The sequence below is a fragment of the Blautia glucerasea genome, from assembly GCF_013304385.1.
Lineage (GTDB): Bacteria > Bacillota > Clostridia > Lachnospirales > Lachnospiraceae > Blautia_A > Blautia_A ammoniilytica.
On record NZ_JAAITU010000016.1, the window covers coordinates 1 to 17,896 of the forward strand.

Sequence of the window (17,896 nt, forward strand, 5' to 3'; positions counted from 1 at the left end):
GAATGTCCGGGATGAATATGAACGGAGGAATGCAGCCGGGAATGTCCGGGATGAATATGAACGGAGGAATGCAGCCGGGAATGTCCGGGATGAACATGAATGGAGGAATGCAGCCGGAGGGTAGTTCGTGGAAATGCCAGTGTGGCGCAGAGAATACAGGAAGATTTTGTGAATACTGTGGTCTGCCGAGACCATTTTAAAAATATAAACAAAAGGGCTATGATAGGCCGTCCTGTTTATAGAATCTGGTTGAATAAAAAGTTTTTGTGGGAGTTTCTAATGCTTGCCAGCCTACCCGGTGTGAACAGATAACCAATTTCTCTAAAAACTATATGCCAGTACATGGTTTTATAGTATACTTAGTACAAGAAAGTATTAATGAGAGAGGAATTTTCATGACATACAATAAAAAAAAGATGTTGTCGTGTGGAGTGATTTTGATTAGCGTGTTACTGGCTTATATCTGCAGACTGGTACGACCGGAAAATGCTTTTATGAGAAACCTTGCAGACCAGTGCCGCAACTGTATTTATCTGGGAATCTACTGTGCCTGGGTGATTTACCTGGAAAAACATGTAGTACATAAGAAAATGCGCAGATGCCTCACTGCAATTGGCTGTCTGATGGTATTCTGGTTTTTTGTAAGGACAGTGAAATTTCATATTCTTTATGACCCTCTTGGAGAACACGTTTGTTGGTATCTGTATTATATTCCAATGATTTTGATCCCGGCTTTGGGTTTGGCAGCAGCCATGCTCTTTGGTGAAAAGGATGAAGAAAGAACAGTGAGAAGAATCAAAATTCTGTTGACTGTGGCGGTAATATTGATCGTAAGTGTTTTTACAAATGATTTGCATCAGATGGTGTTTCATTTTGCAAAACAGCCTCCGTTTTCAGATAATGATTACAGTTATGGCATTCTTTTTATGGTGATACAGGGATGGATGTTGATTTGCCTGACTGGGATGGAAATCATACTGATCAGAAAAAGCAGAATCCCGGGAAAGAAACAGTTCTGGCTGCCAATTATTCCGGGAATCCTGCTTCTGGGATGGAACATAGGAAATATATTCCGACTGCCTTTTATCCAAACCTTTGCAGGGGATATGACTGCAGTATGTTGTCTTTTAATGGCAGCAATTTATCAGGGCTGTATCTTATGCGGACTGATACAGACGAACAATCGTTATTTTGAATTATTTCAGACTTCCGGAGGATTGGATGCAGAGATCACAGATCATTCTTTTCAGCGTTATTATCATTCCGGTGATTTTCCGCAGCTTTCGCCTGAATTGCGTTCAATGATCGTTAACAGATCATTTGTACAGGAACAGGGGATTCGGATCAATCACATTCCCATAAGAGGAGGGCATCTGTTTTGGTCGGAAGATATTTCGGTATTGCTGGATCAATATCAGGATATTCGGGAACAGCAGGAAGAACTGACTGCCAGAAACAGGCTGTTGAAAAAAAACTATCAGAAAGAAGCGGAGCGAAGAAAGGCTGAAGAACAAAATCGGCTGTTAAATATGATACAGAGTCAGACCGCCGGCCAGCTGGAATTGTTGTCACAGCTGATGGATGAACTGGAAAAGACAGAGTCCAGGGATCGATATAATTGGATTCTTGGTAAAATTGTAGTTGTTGGTACGTATTTGAAGCGGAGAAAGAATCTGGTATTGACACAGCACACATCAGATGGAAATCTGCTTACAATGGAAGATCTTAGACAAAGCATTGCAGAATCCTGTGATAGCTTAAAACTATGCAAGATTCGTGCTGCCTATTACGTTGAAAGCGGAGATGTGCAGCTGAATGCAGATGATATACTAAAATGCTATGATACTTTTGAATGGCTTGTGGAACAGTTATCTGATGTTATGCATTCTATATTTTACCGTGTATCGCAGATTGATGAGGATCTTCGAATTTCCGTTCATATTGTGTCAGAAGCGGATCTGCGTGACTTAGTGTCAGAAAGACCGGAATTAAAAGTACAGCAGGAAGATGAAAATGAATGGTTTGTTGGGTGTATCGTACTCAGAAAAGGAGGCAGCAGATGACCAGTTTTGGGGAATGCAGCATGGTAATGCAGAATTTTCTGATGATTCTCCTTGAGATATGCCTGATTCTGGAATTGATCCTTCTGATGGCAAGAATCACCGGTTTGTCCGGGAAAAAGAAAGTCATAACGGCAATGACTGTTTTTGTAGTTTCTTTTATTCTTATGGGTTTTCTTATGAATGACCACAGGTATTGCCTGGGAGAAAGCGCATATCAGCCTATGCTTAGGTATCCGGTCAGCATTTTAATTGCAGTGGTAATTGTATTGACTTTGTATCTTTGCTCGGCGATCTGGAGGGAGAAACGCAGATATCAGCATTCTTTATCATACTGGTCTGTGAATGAAGCGGTGGATGATGTTCCCTGCGGAGTGTGCTTTTCAGATCCTCTGGGAAGGATTGTTTTATGTAATACCAAGATGCAGGAATTGTGCAGAATGATGACAGGTTCCTATCTGCAGGATTATGAAACCTTGCGAAAAGTAATGAATGGCGAGCCTGTTTCCGAAGGTTTTTTCAGGTTGAGCAGCGACAGCAATGTATTTTATTTTCCGGATGCTTCTGTTTGGATGTTTCAGGAATATCATCTGCAGGAACCGGATTGGGAAGGATACCTGCAGACAGTAGCTGTTAATGTGTCAGAAATATACTACAATAGTGAAAAGATCAGGGCAAACAATGAAGAATTGGCGATTCTGAACCGTAAGCTGGAGGAAATGTACGAAAAAATCGGAGATAAGATCAGAGAACAGGAAACTCTTGCTTTGAAAATGCAGGTTCACGATAATTTTGGACGAAGCTTACTGTCAATACGCAGAATATTGGAAAGAAAAGAAAAACAGGATAAAATGGATAAACAGTTGTCCACATTGAAGCACCAGGTTTATATTCTTACTGGTTCAACAGTTGAAAATATGGAAGAGCTGTATGAGGACACAGTGAAACATGCGGAAGAGCTTGGAATCTCCGTTCAGATCATTGGAAGCTTTCCGCAGCATCCTGCATATAGGCTGCTGGCAGACAGAGCAATTCGTGAATGTGTGACAAACTGCGCCAGACATGCCCATGGCAGTATCGTTTTTGTGAAGATAGATAAATGCGCAGATGAATACAACATTCAGATCACCAATGATGGAGATGCGCCTGAACAAAATGCAGAAGAAGGCGGTGGCTTGTCAGCACTGAGAAAAGCGGTTGAATCAGAGAAATGTATGATGCAGATTTCTTTTGCCCCTGAGTTTTGCCTGGTATTGAAAATGCCTATGACAGAAAGGATGAGATTCGATGGTACGGGTACTGATAGTAGAAGATCAGAAGATCATGCAGAAGTATTTTGAATATATGCTTATGCAGGATTCGGAATTACGACATGTCCAGACGATTTCGGATGCCCGTGAAGCTGTAAAGATCTGTGGTTATTCGGCAATAGATCTTGTGCTTATGGATGTGCAGACATTTCATAATCATGATGGATTAAGTGCCGGCAAAACGATCAGGGAAAAGTATCCACATACAAAGGTTTTGATTGTTACTTCCCTGATTGATCCCAAAGTGTTGGAAAGAGCCAAAAGCGGATGTGCAGACAGCCTTTGGTATAAGGATCATGGTGAAGAGGAAATACGGAATGTGATTTACAGAACTTTAAATGGTGAGCGTGTATTTCCGGATGTAACGCCGAAGGTGGAACTTAACTGGATCACAAGTGGAGATATCAGCCCAAGACAGCTGGAGATGCTGCGCCTGTATATTCATGGAATGTCATATTCAGAGATTGCCAAGAAAATGGAATGTTCCACCTCTGGGGTAAGATGGAATTTTCAGGAAATGATTGCCAAGGCAGGATATAGCTGCAAGGAAGACCTGATAGCAGCTGCACTGGAAAGTAAATTGATTGTGACTACACTAAAATAGAAAATCCGTAACTGTGAGGATACAGAACAGTTATGAAAACACACAGAATGTAGAAACATATTATGACAGGAAGGAGATACGAGCATGAAAAAATTTTCTGTTGTTGTATGTGTTTGTGCGGCACTGCTTTCTTTTGGTATTTATGGGAAATGTGTGAGAGAAGTGTCTGCCCAAATACCTGGGGCAGAAGAGAATCTGGCAATTTTAAGGGATATCATCAGGGAAAATGAATGTCAGGTGGGAATGGCATTTCTTGGATATACCTATGAAACTGCAGAAGCGTCAGATATACTTGAATATACTAAAATGGAAGAAGTGGCAGCGGCTTATCCTTTCTTACAGGAGGGGACAGTTGTTGATGCAGGGGGATATGAAATTTATGCTATTGTTCCGGGATGCGATTGTAAGATCAGTGTTTATCCGACTCAGATTACGGAAGACGGGGAATATCTGGATGACCTGAACGCCCCATATTATATAGGGCAGGAGGACGAAATCATTATATTGCGATGCAATATGAGTGAGATCCATTCCAATGTGATGGTTTCAGTGCAGAAGCAGAATATGAGTGTGCAATACCATCCTATGGTATCACTAAAGGATGGGCATCTTGCCACAGAAGCTTACTGTTATGATTTTTCCATATATCATGATTGGGAGGAGTATCACTCGGAGGATGATTCATCATTGGATATAAATATTGCCCGGGAAGTGCTTTCACAAACTGACGAGGTGCGTTACTATCTGGGGCTTGGTATGTCATTGTGGTATACAGGTACAGAGGAATACATTGAAGGAAGAAATTGTCCGGTATTTGTACTTGGAACAGATCATGAGGATCATTTTACAAAAGAAAATTATTATGCAGTAGGAGACAATGTGGTTTATTACTATGATGCGACAGGCGACGCATGGCTTCTGCTGGGAGCAGGCTGATAAAGGTATTTCGCAGGGACAGACAGAAGATTCACCAATATATCATTGCATTTGATTAACCAGAGAAAGAGGAAACAGACATGAGTGATTTTTTGACAGAAAAAAATAAAAAAGCAGGAGTTCTGGGGAAAATAAAATGGGTTCTTTGTGGCTTATGTATACTTTTGTCCCTGGGTGCTATTGGCGCCTCAGAAAAGTATATTGGTGAAAGACGATTGGGAATGGCAGCAACAGAGATATTACTGGGATTGTTGTTTCTGTATCCTACTTTCAGGGAAATTCAGAAAATACGAAAGAAGAAACAAGCCAGTGAAATTGCCTGCTGGTTTGAATCTTATGCGCAGAGTACGCTCTCATTTGAAAAGTATGAGAAGGAGATGGGAAAAGGTGCAGTAAAAAAACTGGAAAAATATATTGCCAGAGGATATATTCGGAATATCCAGATAGACAGAGAAGGGGATTATATATTGATTACTGCACCAAACCGACGTGTGAATGAGAAGATTTATATTACAGTTACCTGTTCCAGCTGCGGTGCGAAGAATCAGGTCATAAAAGGCCGTCTGAGCAATTGTGAATACTGCGGACAGCGCCTCACCCCATGACATAAGGTTTGAAAAGGGAGTAAAAGACTGTGTAGCTTACAGACATATCACCTGCCGACGACATCATTTAGTACAGCTATTTGCAGAATGCTGTACTATGAAAGATTTGGAAAGGAGAATAGATGTGAAAAGCTTAAAAAGAATAATGCTTACGGCTGTATTTTTGTGTATGTTTCTTTTGTGTGCATGTGGAGAGAAGGAAGAATCCAAAGAAGCGGCTGCACCCACAGAGGCACCAGCCCCTACAGAGACACCAGCACCCACAAAAGCACCGGAACCGACAGTGACGCCAGAACCAACGGCCACACCAGCACCGACAGCGACACCTACACCGATTCCAGAGTATAAAGAGTATGATTATGCAGAAGGAAATCTTACGATTACTCTGCCCTATGAAGCGGAAGAACCAATAGAGCAGGAAGGCCAACTGGAATTTACAGATCCAAACGGGAAATGGACGATGACAATTGAGCCTATAACAGCAGGGCAGATTTCTAATTGTATTTTGAGTATAGAATCTGCACAGAAATACCGGGAAGAAGGCGCAAAGCAGGTCAAAACCGAAGAAACCAATATCTGCGGTATGAATGCAATTGTATTTAGTTCCAATCTGGATGAATCTAAAAACGGACCAGATCAGACCGTAATATATCTGGGCACAGGAGAGTATGCTGCAATTCTCAAATATGAGGATCATTATATAGGACCATGGGATGGCCTGCAGATTGAGGTAAAAACCACGGAACGTTTTGATGACATATATACAGTGATGGAAGATGAACTGATACAGACGGTACTGAATGGAATCAAATTCCAGGAAGGAATCCAGTATGAAGAAGTAACTTCCAAAGGAATTACAGTGAAAATGCCGACTCGATGGCAGGGCAGAGAATTAGACGATTTCTTTGTAGGTGGAAAGATCCATTGTGCTTATGAGGGCCTCCTGAATATTCAGACTATCTCAGCTCCAGACGCAAAGGCACAGGCAGAATCAAGAGCAGACGGAGCCATAAAAGAAATAGACGTAGGTGACAGTCATTATTACGTGGCATGCAATAAGCAGGATTCGCACATAACCCTGCATAAGAACCTGACTGACCGGAAGAGTTTGTTGATACTTGTGAGTATTCCTGACTGCTCTGAAGAAGAGCTTTGGAAATTCCTGGACAGAGAAGAAATGAAAACATTATTGGAAAGTCTGGAGATCGATCAGGAATTGCTTGAAAATCCTGAAAAGGGACAGAAGAGTGGTACAGGGTATGAAAAGAATAATGGGGTGAAGGTAAGCGGTTATACGGGAGAAGAAACAGATCTTGTCTTACCTTCCAGTATCGATGGTACTGACATGAAGGGTGTTGCGGCAGTGGCATTTAAGGACAATACAAAGATTACTTCCGTTGAATGTCCGGCTGGAATGCTCTCGATTGATGACTCTGCTTTCGAGGGGTGTACCAGTCTGAAGAAAGTAATACTTCCGGATTCTCTGACATGGATCGGTCCGTATGCTTTTTCGGGCTGTACCAGTCTGGAAACTGTGGTTTTTGGAAATCGAGTCATGCAACTTCAGAACTCTGCATTTAGAAACTGTACAGCCTTGAGAGATGTGGATCTGTCATTAAAGAATCATTTTCTTGCAGATTCAGTTTTTGATGGCGCAGGTGCCGGAGGATATATTCACATAGGAAAGGGTTCAAAAATAGGAAGCTGCTGCTTTAACAGTTCAGGATTTGAGGAAGCGGTATTTGGAGAAGAATGTGTTTTTGAAGGTTACGGAACGTTTTCCGGTTCAAAAATTAAAAAGATCACATTGGGTGAGGGTATAACGGAATTACCATCCATGTTTGCTTCTTTCTGTGAGAATCTGGAGCAGGTAGATATGCCGGAAAGTCTGACGAAAATACCGGACGACTGTTTTGATGCCAGTCCAAAGATGGAAAAAGAAGAATAAAAAGAACAGTAAAAAGAACAGTAAAAAGAACAGTAAGTTGATCATTGAACTGATGGGATTCATCAAAAACAGCGACAAGGCTCTGTCGCTGTTTTTGTGATTCATTTCATGATCGTTAACTTATGAATATTTTATGATTTTACCATTTTTTGAATTAAAAACAATTTTGTGTGTTTTATCAGATGAATAATCATCAGGACTGCATTCATACAGAATGGTTATCTTATTTCGGGAAACGGTTATTTTATAAGGCCAGTAATTACCGGTTTTGGATATGTTTGTTTTCCAGAGAATCTTGCCCTTTTTAGATACTTTGTAAACAGTTTGATCATAGTAGCCTGTTACATACAGGTTGCCATTTTTGTCAAATTTGCAAAGATGTCCTGCCGGACTGACTTTTTTTACCGTCCATAATTTTTTGCCGTCTTTTTTTCTAAGGACAACGATTTTGGAATTATCAAAAATATAAACCTTATCCTTGCGGATGATACATTTGGTTTTAGGAAGCTCTGTAGCCGTGTATTTCTTTGTAACATATTTCCAGACCGCTTGCTTATTTGCGTCCAGCCCCCTTACGATCATGCGTTCTTTGGAATTTGTATAAGAGGTTTTGAACTTAACAGTTGTAGCTTCTGGACCGGCAGCCTGAGCTGGAACAGATATGATCAGTATGGAGAACAAAAACAATAGTGACATTAAAAGGATTGGTTGGATTTTCTTTTTCATATACACATGCTCCTTTCTGATAAATGAGTGGTTTAGGATTGGGCATAATATTATAAGCTCATCCTTGTAATCGCTGCACATCTTTTGATATTATTATCATACCATATTGAGAATAAAAATGTAAGCAGTTCAGTTACGGAAGATTGCTTCCTGTCTTGAGTTTTCATAGGATTTTTGGTATTTTATTCTACAGAATGAGTAATGGAATACAGAAAGGAATTTGAAAATGAAATTAATGATCGTGCGGCATGGAGAGCCGGATTACTCCATAGATTCACTGACACCGAAGGGATGGCGAGAAGCAGAATTGCTTGCAAAGAGACTGAGCAAGCTGGATATAAAGGATTTTTATGTTTCACCACTGGGAAGGGCACAGGATACGGCGTCCTTTACATTAAAGAAAATGGGGCGGCAGGCAAAAGTGCTGCCCTGGCTGCATGAATTTGATGCACCTATGCGTAAACCGAATTATCCGGAAAAAGATACAGTGACCTGGGACTGGCTGCCTCAGGATTGGATGGCTGACGAACGCTTTTTCCATTATGACCAATGGCTTGAAAATGAATATATGCAGAAATATGGGGTAAAGGAGAAATATGATCAGGTCATCCAGAAATTTGATCAGTTTATGGAAGGATATGGTTATAAAAGAGAAGGTCATTTTTATCGGGTGGTAAAAGCAAATCACGACCTGGTAGTCCTTTTCTGTCATTTTGGATTGGAATGCGTCCTTTTAAGCCATTTGTTGGGAGTATCACCTATGATTCTATGGCATAACACCTGCGTGCTGCCTTCAGCTGTAACGCTTTTGATTTCTGAAGAGCGTAAAAAGGGAATCGGTGCTTTCCGTATGAACTATATGGGGGATATTTCCCACCTGTATGCCGGTAATGAAGAACCGTCTTTTGCTGTCCGTTTTTGTGAAACGTTTGAAGATGATACACGGCACTGACAAGTGGAATTATACTTTTTTTTACCAAGGCTTTATATGCTGGGGGAATGCAGAAAAAAGTTGGCGAATATCAAGTACCAGAATGATATGTAATTAATATTTTGCTGAAGGAGGCAGATAATTTGGATAATGTAATTTCACGTTCAAATACTGGCTGTAAAAGGCTGCTTTTTTGGATACCGGTAACGATTGGTATTATGTTTTTTTAGCTGGTTCCTCTCCGTTTTTGAAATATATGGACGTAGACAGTTCCGTCTTTTATACAATGGGGCGTGCTATGGCTGATGGAAAAGTTCCTTACAGAGATTTGTTTGACCATAAGGGCTGGTATATTTATTTTTTTAACTGTCTTGGAGCGCTGATCAGTCCCAACAATACAGTCGGGCTCTTTGTAATAGAATGTTTGTTTATGCTGGCAAATGTGTATCTGATTTACATAATTGTCATGCTGATCAATGATGATCTGTTGAGGATCAATCTGACGATGAGCTTTATGCTGTTTTTCCTTTTTAATTTCATTACATATCAGCATGGAAACATATGGGGTGACTTTTCAGCTCATTTCCATCTATTTTGTTGTAAAGTATTATTTAAGCCATGAAACTAAACATCCTCCAGTATATATGCTGATTCACGGTGTCTGTGTGGCTGTTATGCTGGGTCTGCGTGCGAATCTTGCAGCTATGTGGGTTCCCATTGCTGTCCTAATACTATGGGGACTGTTTGCGAACCGTAAGTTTAAGAATGCGAGGGCTAATATTTTATCCGGGATGCTTGGCTTGATTCTTGGGTTTAGCCCAATGCTTCTTTATGGAGCGTACACCCATAGCTTAAAAGATATGTTTCAACAGTCTATTTTGTTTAATCTGGCATATGCCGATAGTGGAAAATTCCGGATTCTTTCACTATTTACATCTGTAAAGACATCCTGGGTGGTTTACCTGTCCATGATTTCTTTATGCTTGGTTATTTTTTCCGGATATATATTGAAATTCAAGGTATTATATACAGCCTGCTTATTAATTTCACTGTATTCGGTTGCCCTTTCCGGAAGAAATTACGGACATTATTATGAATATTTTGTTCCTTTTCTTCTGCCGGTCATATTTGCTGCTTCCAGGATATTTTCAAAAGTATTTTCCAAAAAGCTGCAATGTGCAGCAATCCCGCTAATATTGCTGTTGACGCTAATGGTCAGTTATCCATCTAAGCTGCATTCTTACTCCTACACGCAAATGCAGCGATATGCACAACCTGTGAATGAATTTTCCACACTGTATAAACAAAAGTACAGTAATAAAAAAGCCGTATTGGCTGTGAATAATAATGCAGTTATTTATAATAGTTTTGGTGTTATTCCCCAGGAAAAATATTTTTACATTCCATCCATCAGTTATAGTAAATTTCCGGAACCCATTGACAGTCAGGCAGAATCCATATTAAGCGGCAGAAACGAGATCGTAGTGATCAAGTATAGGGATTATAAGAAAAAAAAGATTTTTCAAACGTCCAAGTATGATACACAGATAAAAACCTACTTAAAAAAGAATTATACATTAGTTGATGAAAATAAATATATGGAAATGTATATTAAGAAAGAGTAAAACTATAATGACTGAAACGTTTGAAACTCCCTTTTTCAATGTTGCAGTTGTAGAAAGGGAGGATATTAGCTATAATATAAAAAAGGAGTAAGCTGTTGAAGAGAGCAACTGGTCTTGACCAGGGGAGCGAGTGAAGCAATCGTTTTCACGGATGAATTAAAAGAGGATTTACTGCTGATGGATGAAGCAAAAGTAAGAAATGTATCAGTGCAGATGGACTTAGAATTATGGGAATCATAGGAATTCTTATGGCAATATATAAGGAACATGAATGTCTGATGAAGGAAGTGATTGTATGCCGGAAAATGTAAGCAGCATTATATATAATTTTTCACGGGAAGTGAAGCGTTTGCTGGGAGAAAAACTGACAAAGGTTATTGTATATGGTTCGTACGCCAGAGGCGATTATCGAGATAATTCTGACGTAGATATTATGATACTGGTAAAAATGACTGATGAAGAAATTCGGACTGTTAAAAACGATATTTATGATCTTGCTTTTGAGGTAGAGATGAACACAGGGATTGAAATATCTCCAGTTATCAAAAATGAAGAACAGTATGAATATTGGGTAGATACGTTACCTTTTTATCGAAACGTGAGGGATGAGGGGATAGTAGTTAGTGAGTGAAAAGAAAATAGATTTGTGTATATATCGCATGAGAAGCGCAATTGAGACGTTGGGTGTATCTGCATTATGTCTGGAAAGCCAGCATTATAAGGATTCAATAAACCGTAGCTATTATGCTGCCTTTTATGCGGTGAAGGCGGTGTTGGCTTTAGAAGAGATAGATTTTAAGAGACATAAAGATGCTGTTGCACATTTTAATAAGACATATGTTGCAACAGATATTTTTCCAAGAGAGATTGGAAAAAAACTGGGAAGATTAAAACAAGAACGTGAAACTAGTGATTATGACGATTTTTATATTGCGTCCTCTACAGATGCTGAAGAACAGTATGCAGCTGCAGAACTTATCATTGCTGAGGTAAAGAAGTATTTGGACAGGAAAAACATTCAATACTAAGGTTACTGGATATAATCTGGTGTTTGCAATGGGGGTGGCATGTTTATAATTGCTACCAGTTTTTTTATAAATTTTATAGATTTATTAGAAATAGGACAAAGTTTTCTCACATTTGTATTGTATGATATATACATCTTAAGAGAAAGAACTCTTAAGACAAACTCTTTCCTTTCCCTAGAAAAATGTAAAACAAAAACATAAACCACCACCTTATATACAAGAACAGTTATAGGGTGGTGGTTTTGTATATGCTGATTCAAGAATGCCTCGGCATTCTTGCTGCGAGGTGCGCGTCATGCAATTGCATGACATACTTCTCCTGCGCACCTCTGCAATCCTGCCGGAGGCTGTATCAGCTGGGGGATTGACTCCCATCACTGATATCAACTTGTTGCTCACCACCCTATAGAGGTGGGAGCCATCTCCCAGCTGATATATCAGTTTGTATGAAACTCAGGGTCTGCGGCAGCGGTTAAAGCAGGAGTAGATTTCCTGGATCCTGGGGATGGCATAGCCACAAGAGGTATAGCCGTCAAAGAAGAACGCAAGTCCTTCTTTTTCCAGATGGGAAGCAAGGAAAGCAATAATCTCATCAATTGTCCGTTTACCATCTATCAAATGTTCTGCTGCATATTTTAGAAGCAGACCAAGAGAGGCGGTTTGCTCACTGTCGATCAGCTGTTCAATATAACGCAGGTCTATTTCCTGTTTGCCAAGGGAAAATCCGTCACATCCGTGATTTTTGACTTTCAGCCGTTCAGGCTGATTTCTGGTGTTTCCATAATAATCTTTGTGTGTTTTTGCAGTGGGGGTTTTCGTCATAATCCGATGATTCTGTGGCAGTACAAAGGCTGGTGTGTCCGAAGCAGGAAGAGGAAAATCCCGGCAAAGCTTTTTGACTTTGGCGGTGATATCCACCGGAATATAGTTGTCCATCTGGATAACTGTATCTGCAATGTGGAAAAAAGCACCGGAGCTTCCTGCAACAAGAATAGTGGAAATCCCAGCTTTGGTATAAAGGTCCACAGCACGTTCCAAAAACGGGGTGATTGGCTCCTTTTCTCTAAGGATCACTTTTTGCATAAAAGCATCTCGAACCATAAAATTAGTAGCAGAAGTATCTTCATCCAGAAGGAATAAGCGGCTGCCAGACTGTATACCCTCAATAATGGCAGCAGCCTGGGAGGTGCTGCCACTGGCATCCTCAGTACAGAAATTGCGGGTGTCTTTTTTATTGGGAAGATCATTGATGAACATGGAAATATCCACATCTTTTATAAAACGACCGTCTTCGGAACGGAGTTTTTGTGCGGAGATATCTGTGATCACATATTCACGGCCATCCCCTGGAATATGATTATAGACTCCTAGCTCCAGCGCATTTAGAAGCGTGGATTTGCCATGGTATCCACCGCCCACGATCAAGGTAATGCCCCAGGGAATACCCATGCCTGTGATGGTTCCGTGATGAGGAAGAGCCATGGTAATGCGAAGACTTTCCGGAGAAGCAAAAGGCACACAATTCTTCATTGGTTTTGATGAAATTCCACTTTCTCGGGGAAGAATGGCATTGTCAGCAACAAAAGCACATAAGTGGCGGACTGGAAGCTGCTGGCGGATATATTCCTGATCCTGGGCTGTATGGATATGTTTTTCCAGCTCTTTGCTGTTAAGGTTTCTGTAAAAAAAGGATTTCTGAACGCATACCGGCAGGAATTCAAAGAGTATTTTTTCAAGCTCTGCTGAATTGATTGTACGGCCGTTTGCCGGAAAGCCAATGAAAAAACGAACCACAATCTCCTGATCTGTAATCTGACAGGCAGTGCGGGAAAGAACCTCCTGTCCACAGTGCGTAACAAGGATCAGGCCGCTTTTTCCGGAGCCTTTTGCACGGAAGGTATATTGGCTGACCTGGCGCTCAAACTGTCTGGTAAGGAAGTCTGCAAGAGTAATTTTGGTAAGGGTATCCTGATAATATTCTGCAGGAATACGGCTGTCTGTGTGGCGGATCCGGATGCTTACGTGAGAGGGAGAGGCGAATGGATCGCCTTGTACATGGTCGATGGACAGGATATAGTTTTTAAATTGATAAGTTCCTTTTGTTGATTTATAAGCAGGATAGCTTTTTCGGTTAATGGAACGAAGAAGTTCCTGGAGTTGAGCCGCTGATTGCATAATATTTCCTCCTTTTGATCTTTTGATCCTGGGTTCTTATGATTACTGTATCACAACTGTATTAAATAAAAAAGGATTTGTTCAGAGATAGGTGTTTTATCATACTGACATAATTCAGTGGAAAAAAAACGGATATTGGTTTATAATAAATAAAGATTTGTACGGTAAAAAAAGAAAGGCGGAACAAAAATATGGAACGTAGAAATGCATGGCTTGCTTATACAGAAGCAGAAGAAAAAGAACTGGAGGAAACAGCAGCGAAATATCGTTATTTCCTGGATCAAGGCAAGACCGAGAGAGAATGTGTTACACAGATCATCCGTGAAGCTGAGGCAGCAGGATATGAGTCTCTTGAGAAAAAACTGGCAGAGGGAGGATCTGTAAAAGCAGGGGACAAAGTATACACAGTTGGCATGAAAAAGATCATTGCCCTTTATCATATCGGCCAGGAGCCTTTGGAAAAAGGTATGAATATCCTTTGCGCACACATTGATTCTCCAAGGCTGGATATCAAACAGAATCCTTTGTATGAGGACACAGACCTGGCTTATCTTGACACACATTATTATGGCGGAGTAAAGAAATACCAGTGGGTAGCCCTGCCTTTGGCAATGCATGGTGTAGTCGTAAGAAAAGACGGTACAGTTGTTGACGTAAAGATTGGTGAGGATGAGTCAGATCCTGTGCTTTATATTACAGATCTGCTGATCCACCTTTCCGCAAAGCAGCTTCAGAAGACAGCTGCAGAAGTGATCGAAGGGGAGAATCTTGATATCCTGATCGGCACCAAACCGTTGAAGGATCTGCCAGATGACAAGAAGAAAGAAGCTGTAAAAGAGAATGTGCTGAAGCTTCTCAATGAAAAATATGGGATTGATGAGGAAGATTTTCTTTCTGCAGAACTGGAGATCGTTCCGGCAGGAAAAGCAAGAGAAGGTGGACTTGATCGCAGCATGATCATTGCCTACGGGCAGGATGACAGAGTTTGTGCATATACTTCCCTGCTGGCACAGCTGGAGCTTGAGGACACACCGGTGCGTACCCATTGCTGCCTGCTGGTAGACAAGGAAGAGATCGGAAGTGTGGGTGCTACAGGTATGCAGTCCAGATTCTTTGAAAACAGTGTGGCAGAGCTTATGGAAGCACTTGGACAGTACAGCGAGTTGAAGGTAAGACGGGCACTTTCCAGATCCAGCATGCTTTCATCTGATGTAAGTGCAGGATATGATCCGGCATATGCAGAGGCTTTTGAAAAAAAGAATTCCGCATATCTGGGAAGAGGAATCGTATTGAACAAATTTACAGGAGCAAGAGGAAAGTCCGGTTCTAATGATGCAAACGCAGAATATGTGGCAAGAGTGCGCAAGATTTTTGATGACCACAACGTTGCATTCCAGACAGCAGAGCTTGGAAAAGTAGATTTTGGTGGCGGCGGAACCATCGCTTATATTGCAGCTCTTTATGAGATGGAAGTAATTGACAGCGGAGTGGCTGTATTGAGCATGCATGCTCCATGGGAAGCTACAAGTAAGGCAGATGTATATGAGGCTAAGAAAGCATATAAAGCTTTTTTGCTTGATGCCTAAAGCTTGGGAGAGCTGGCTATGAGGAATTTATTTGTAACCGGCAGGAAGACTGCACCTGGTGAATATGCTGATTCTTCCGGCTTTATATTTAGTGGGAGCCTTGAGAAATAAAAGCGCGGTAAAGCAGTGTTAAAAAGTGCTGTAAAGCAATGTGAAAAAATGCGATAAAAAAATATAAAAAAGGCTTGACAAAAATGTCCGTATACGCTAATATATTCAGTGTTGCGAAACAAGTTCGCAAAAGATGTGCGTTTAGCTCAGCTGGATAGAGCGTTTGGCTACGGACCAAAAGGCCGGGGGTTCGAATCCTCTAACGCACGCTGATAAAAGAAAGGGACAGAGCATGAAGCTCTGTCCTTTTTTTACGCGAGCAACGAGCCAAAGTCCGTGCTTGCACGAGACCTTGGCGACTGCCGCGATAACTTGAGAAACTCGCGGAGCGTGTTTCTCATAGTTTGAGTCATTGCTATCGGGGACAATTCATATTTTACACAATTCAATTTCGTGAAAAAACTTGACTTCAAACATACTTTTGGTATGCTATTTAGTAGAGAATATGATCACTATGTGGAAGATATGGGATGTTTGTGTGATCATATGTCTGGAATATTCTTTTCAGGAGGTTTGTATATTATGGAAAAATCAACTGTTTATTTTACGGATTTTCGTTGCAAAGTGGGAACCAGCCAGTTAGATAAGCTGAGAAAGCTTTGCATTGCAGCAGGAATTAAAGACATTGACATGGATGGAAAATTTGTGGCAATCAAAATGCATTTTGGAGAACTGGGCAATATGGCCTTTCTTCGTCCAAACTACGCAAAGGTAGTGGCGGATCTGTGTAAGGAGCAGGGAGGAATGCCATTCCTTACAGACTGCAACACGCTTTATCCGGGAAGCAGGAAAAATGCACTGGAACATCTGGACTGTGCTAATATTAATGGATTTAATCCCATTACTACCGGATGTCAGATCCTGATCGGAGATGGCTTAAGAGGTACGGATGAAATCGAAGTACCTGTGGTAAACGGAGAATATTGCAAGACCGCAAGAATCGGACGTGCTATTATGGATGCAGATATTTTTATTAGTCTTACCCATTTTAAAGGACATGAAGCTACCGGTTTTGGTGGAACCATGAAGAATATTGGAATGGGCTGTGGAAGCCGTGCAGGAAAGATGCAACAGCATGCCAGCGGGAAGCCGGCCATCAACGCAGAAGCCTGTCGTGGCTGCAAACGCTGTTCAAAGGAGTGCGGAAGCGATGCCATTACATATGTTAATAAAAAGGCTGTGATCGATTATGATAAATGCAAAGGCTGTGGCCGCTGTATTGGAGCCTGCAGCTATGATGCAGTATACAATCCGAATAGCTGTGCAAATGAACTTCTGGATCGTAAAATGGCAGAGTACGCACAGGCTGTCTGTTATGGACGTCCTTGTTTTCACGTTTCGCTGGTACAGGATATCAGTCCCAACTGTGATTGCCATGGGGAGAATGACGCTCCAATCCTTCCAGATGTAGGAATGTTTGCAAGCTTTGACCCTGTAGCCCTGGATCAGGCATGTGCAGATGCATGTCTGAAAGAAACTCCTATCAGGAACAGTCAGCTGGGAGAGCATCTAGCAGAGCCGGGCTGGCATTGTCATCATGATCATTTCAAAGATTCCAATCCCAATATTGAGTGGAAGGCAACATTAGATCAGGCTGAGAAGGTGGGACTGGGTACCAGACAATATGAATTGAAAGTTGTGAAATAATGGGCGATTATATTACAACTTTTACCGGGAAACATTTCTATCCTACAGATCCGGATCCTTCGGCAATCTGTATGGAAGATATTGCCCATGCGCTGCCTATGATATGCCGGGGAAATGGTCATGTACATTCCTTTTGGTCAGTGGCAGAGCACAGCATATGTTGTGCAAAGGAAGCACGTGCCAGAGGATTTTCAAATAAGATCATACTGGCATGTCTTTTACATGATGCAAGCGAATGCTATATGTCTGATGTACCACGGCCCTTTAAGAAAGAACTGGAAGCATATCAGGAGCAGGAAGATAAGCTTTTAAGCATGATTTTTAAGAAATTTCTTAATTCTGATCTGACAGAAACAGAGTGGGAAGCAGTGAAGACAATTGATAATGCTATGCTCTGGTATGATCTGGAAGAACTGCTGAATGAAAAACAACCTGGGGATCCGCCGGAAATCCATATTAAGCTGGATTATACTGTGCGGCCGTTTGAAGAGGTGGAAGAAGAATACAGACGATTGTTTTATCTCAGCCGAGAAGACTCCCGTTTTTATAAAGGGTGAGAGATAAGAATCCTGTTGCTATATAGGCCGTATCATAATGCGTTCCA

The 17,896-nt window shown here is 41.1% G+C and carries 16 protein-coding genes, 1 tRNA gene and 1 pseudogene; 16 read left to right on the forward strand and 2 right to left on the reverse strand.

What is annotated here, in order from left to right; translation table 11 throughout:
* The 7 genes and pseudogenes from G5B11_RS08040 to G5B11_RS19420 all read left to right on the forward strand — a co-directional run.
* Positions 1 to 200 (forward strand): annotated as a pseudogene (locus G5B11_RS08040) (SPFH domain-containing protein); the annotation flags it as partial.
* Between the two features lie 195 nt (positions 201 to 395).
* Positions 396 to 2,063 (forward strand): histidine kinase N-terminal 7TM domain-containing protein, encoded by a 1,668-nt coding sequence (locus G5B11_RS08045; protein WP_173727530.1) that lies wholly within the window; start codon positions 396 to 398, stop codon positions 2,061 to 2,063.
* On the forward strand, positions 2,060 to 3,400 hold the full coding sequence (locus tag G5B11_RS08050) for an ATP-binding protein (RefSeq protein WP_244092945.1): 1,341 nt from the start codon (positions 2,060 to 2,062) through the stop codon (positions 3,398 to 3,400). Before G5B11_RS08045 ends, G5B11_RS08050 begins: the two co-directional genes overlap by 4 nt.
* Positions 3,348 to 3,974, forward strand: coding sequence for a DNA-binding response regulator (locus G5B11_RS08055; protein WP_158422186.1), 627 nt, complete (start codon positions 3,348 to 3,350; stop codon positions 3,972 to 3,974). The genes G5B11_RS08050 and G5B11_RS08055 overlap by 53 nt, the downstream gene beginning before the upstream one ends.
* An 84-nt stretch (positions 3,975 to 4,058) precedes the next feature.
* Entirely contained in the window at positions 4,059 to 4,910 is an 852-nt protein-coding gene (locus G5B11_RS08060) for a hypothetical protein (protein ID WP_173727534.1), read from the forward strand.
* Positions 4,911 to 4,990: 80 nt separating this feature from the next.
* Positions 4,991 to 5,515, forward strand: coding sequence for a hypothetical protein (locus G5B11_RS08065; protein ID WP_173727536.1), 525 nt, complete (start codon positions 4,991 to 4,993; stop codon positions 5,513 to 5,515).
* 124 nt (positions 5,516 to 5,639) lie between these two features.
* The gene (locus G5B11_RS19420) at positions 5,640 to 7,463 is read left to right on the forward strand and encodes a leucine-rich repeat domain-containing protein (RefSeq protein ID WP_173727538.1); all 1,824 of its coding nucleotides are present in this window, start codon (positions 5,640 to 5,642) and stop codon (positions 7,461 to 7,463) included.
* Positions 7,464 to 7,583: 120 nt separating this feature from the next.
* Here the strand turns inward: G5B11_RS19420 and G5B11_RS08075 are convergent, their stop codons facing one another.
* Positions 7,584 to 8,189: an outer membrane protein assembly factor BamB family protein gene (locus tag G5B11_RS08075; RefSeq protein ID WP_158422190.1), complete on the reverse strand. Its 606-nt coding sequence runs from the start codon at positions 8,187 to 8,189 to the stop codon at positions 7,584 to 7,586.
* Between the two features lie 226 nt (positions 8,190 to 8,415).
* Here G5B11_RS08075 and G5B11_RS08080 point away from each other — a divergent pair, with 226 nt between their 5' ends.
* From G5B11_RS08080 to G5B11_RS08100, 5 genes are all read left to right on the forward strand, one after another.
* Positions 8,416 to 9,141, forward strand: a complete 726-nt coding sequence (locus G5B11_RS08080) for a histidine phosphatase family protein (RefSeq protein ID WP_158422191.1) — start codon at positions 8,416 to 8,418, stop codon at positions 9,139 to 9,141.
* Between the two features lie 277 nt (positions 9,142 to 9,418).
* Positions 9,419 to 9,742 (forward strand): hypothetical protein, encoded by a 324-nt coding sequence (locus G5B11_RS08085; RefSeq protein ID WP_173727540.1) that lies wholly within the window; start codon positions 9,419 to 9,421, stop codon positions 9,740 to 9,742.
* Between the two features lie 52 nt (positions 9,743 to 9,794).
* The gene (locus G5B11_RS08090) at positions 9,795 to 10,745 is read left to right on the forward strand and encodes a hypothetical protein (RefSeq protein WP_173727542.1); all 951 of its coding nucleotides are present in this window, start codon (positions 9,795 to 9,797) and stop codon (positions 10,743 to 10,745) included.
* Positions 10,746 to 11,040: 295 nt separating this feature from the next.
* Positions 11,041 to 11,376: a nucleotidyltransferase domain-containing protein gene (locus tag G5B11_RS08095; protein WP_158422193.1), complete on the forward strand. Its 336-nt coding sequence runs from the start codon at positions 11,041 to 11,043 to the stop codon at positions 11,374 to 11,376.
* Positions 11,369 to 11,773, forward strand: coding sequence for a HEPN domain-containing protein (locus G5B11_RS08100; RefSeq protein WP_158422194.1), 405 nt, complete (start codon positions 11,369 to 11,371; stop codon positions 11,771 to 11,773). Before G5B11_RS08095 ends, G5B11_RS08100 begins: the two co-directional genes overlap by 8 nt.
* 453 nt (positions 11,774 to 12,226) lie before the next feature.
* On the opposite strand, the gene G5B11_RS08105 is transcribed toward G5B11_RS08100, so the two are convergent.
* Positions 12,227 to 13,948, reverse strand: coding sequence for an ABC-ATPase domain-containing protein (locus tag G5B11_RS08105; protein WP_173727544.1), 1,722 nt, complete (start codon positions 13,946 to 13,948; stop codon positions 12,227 to 12,229).
* Between the two features lie 191 nt (positions 13,949 to 14,139).
* On the opposite strand from G5B11_RS08105, the gene G5B11_RS08110 reads away from it, so the two are divergent.
* The 4 genes from G5B11_RS08110 to G5B11_RS08125 all read left to right on the forward strand — a co-directional run bounded on the left by G5B11_RS08110 (position 14,140) and on the right by G5B11_RS08125 (position 17,849).
* Positions 14,140 to 15,534, forward strand: coding sequence for an aminopeptidase (locus G5B11_RS08110; RefSeq protein WP_173727546.1), 1,395 nt, complete (start codon positions 14,140 to 14,142; stop codon positions 15,532 to 15,534).
* A gap of 246 nt (positions 15,535 to 15,780) precedes the next feature.
* Positions 15,781 to 15,854, forward strand: a tRNA-Arg gene (locus G5B11_RS08115).
* Between the two features lie 313 nt (positions 15,855 to 16,167).
* Complete coding sequence (locus tag G5B11_RS08120; RefSeq protein ID WP_158422197.1) at positions 16,168 to 17,292, forward strand: DUF362 domain-containing protein; 1,125 nt, start codon at positions 16,168 to 16,170, stop codon at positions 17,290 to 17,292.
* On the forward strand, positions 17,292 to 17,849 hold the full coding sequence (locus tag G5B11_RS08125; RefSeq protein WP_173727548.1) for an HD domain-containing protein: 558 nt from the start codon (positions 17,292 to 17,294) through the stop codon (positions 17,847 to 17,849). Before G5B11_RS08120 ends, G5B11_RS08125 begins: the two co-directional genes overlap by 1 nt.
* The last annotated feature ends 47 nt before the right edge of the window (positions 17,850 to 17,896 follow it).

What these genes read in the sequence shown, in the direction of transcription:
- G5B11_RS08045 (WP_173727530.1), top strand. Translation starts at nt 396, where the DNA reads ATGACATACAATAAAAAAAAGATGTTGTCGTGTGGAGTGATTTTGATT.
- G5B11_RS08050 (WP_244092945.1), top strand. Translation starts at nt 2,060, where the DNA reads ATGACCAGTTTTGGGGAATGCAGCATGGTAATGCAGAATTTTCTGATG.
- G5B11_RS08055 (WP_158422186.1), top strand. Translation starts at nt 3,348, where the DNA reads ATGGTACGGGTACTGATAGTAGAAGATCAGAAGATCATGCAGAAGTAT.
- G5B11_RS08060 (WP_173727534.1), top strand. Translation starts at nt 4,059, where the DNA reads ATGAAAAAATTTTCTGTTGTTGTATGTGTTTGTGCGGCACTGCTTTCT.
- G5B11_RS08065 (WP_173727536.1), top strand. Translation starts at nt 4,991, where the DNA reads ATGAGTGATTTTTTGACAGAAAAAAATAAAAAAGCAGGAGTTCTGGGG.
- G5B11_RS08075 (WP_158422190.1), bottom strand. Translation starts at nt 8,189, where the DNA reads ATGAAAAAGAAAATCCAACCAATCCTTTTAATGTCACTATTGTTTTTG.
- G5B11_RS08080 (WP_158422191.1), top strand. Translation starts at nt 8,416, where the DNA reads ATGAAATTAATGATCGTGCGGCATGGAGAGCCGGATTACTCCATAGAT.
- G5B11_RS08085 (WP_173727540.1), top strand. Translation starts at nt 9,419, where the DNA reads ATGGCTGATGGAAAAGTTCCTTACAGAGATTTGTTTGACCATAAGGGC.
- G5B11_RS08090 (WP_173727542.1), top strand. Translation starts at nt 9,795, where the DNA reads ATGCTGGGTCTGCGTGCGAATCTTGCAGCTATGTGGGTTCCCATTGCT.
- G5B11_RS08095 (WP_158422193.1), top strand. Translation starts at nt 11,041, where the DNA reads ATGCCGGAAAATGTAAGCAGCATTATATATAATTTTTCACGGGAAGTG.
- G5B11_RS08105 (WP_173727544.1), bottom strand. Translation starts at nt 13,948, where the DNA reads ATGCAATCAGCGGCTCAACTCCAGGAACTTCTTCGTTCCATTAACCGA.
- G5B11_RS08110 (WP_173727546.1), top strand. Translation starts at nt 14,140, where the DNA reads ATGGAACGTAGAAATGCATGGCTTGCTTATACAGAAGCAGAAGAAAAA.
- G5B11_RS08120 (WP_158422197.1), top strand. Translation starts at nt 16,168, where the DNA reads ATGGAAAAATCAACTGTTTATTTTACGGATTTTCGTTGCAAAGTGGGA.
- G5B11_RS08125 (WP_173727548.1), top strand. Translation starts at nt 17,292, where the DNA reads ATGGGCGATTATATTACAACTTTTACCGGGAAACATTTCTATCCTACA.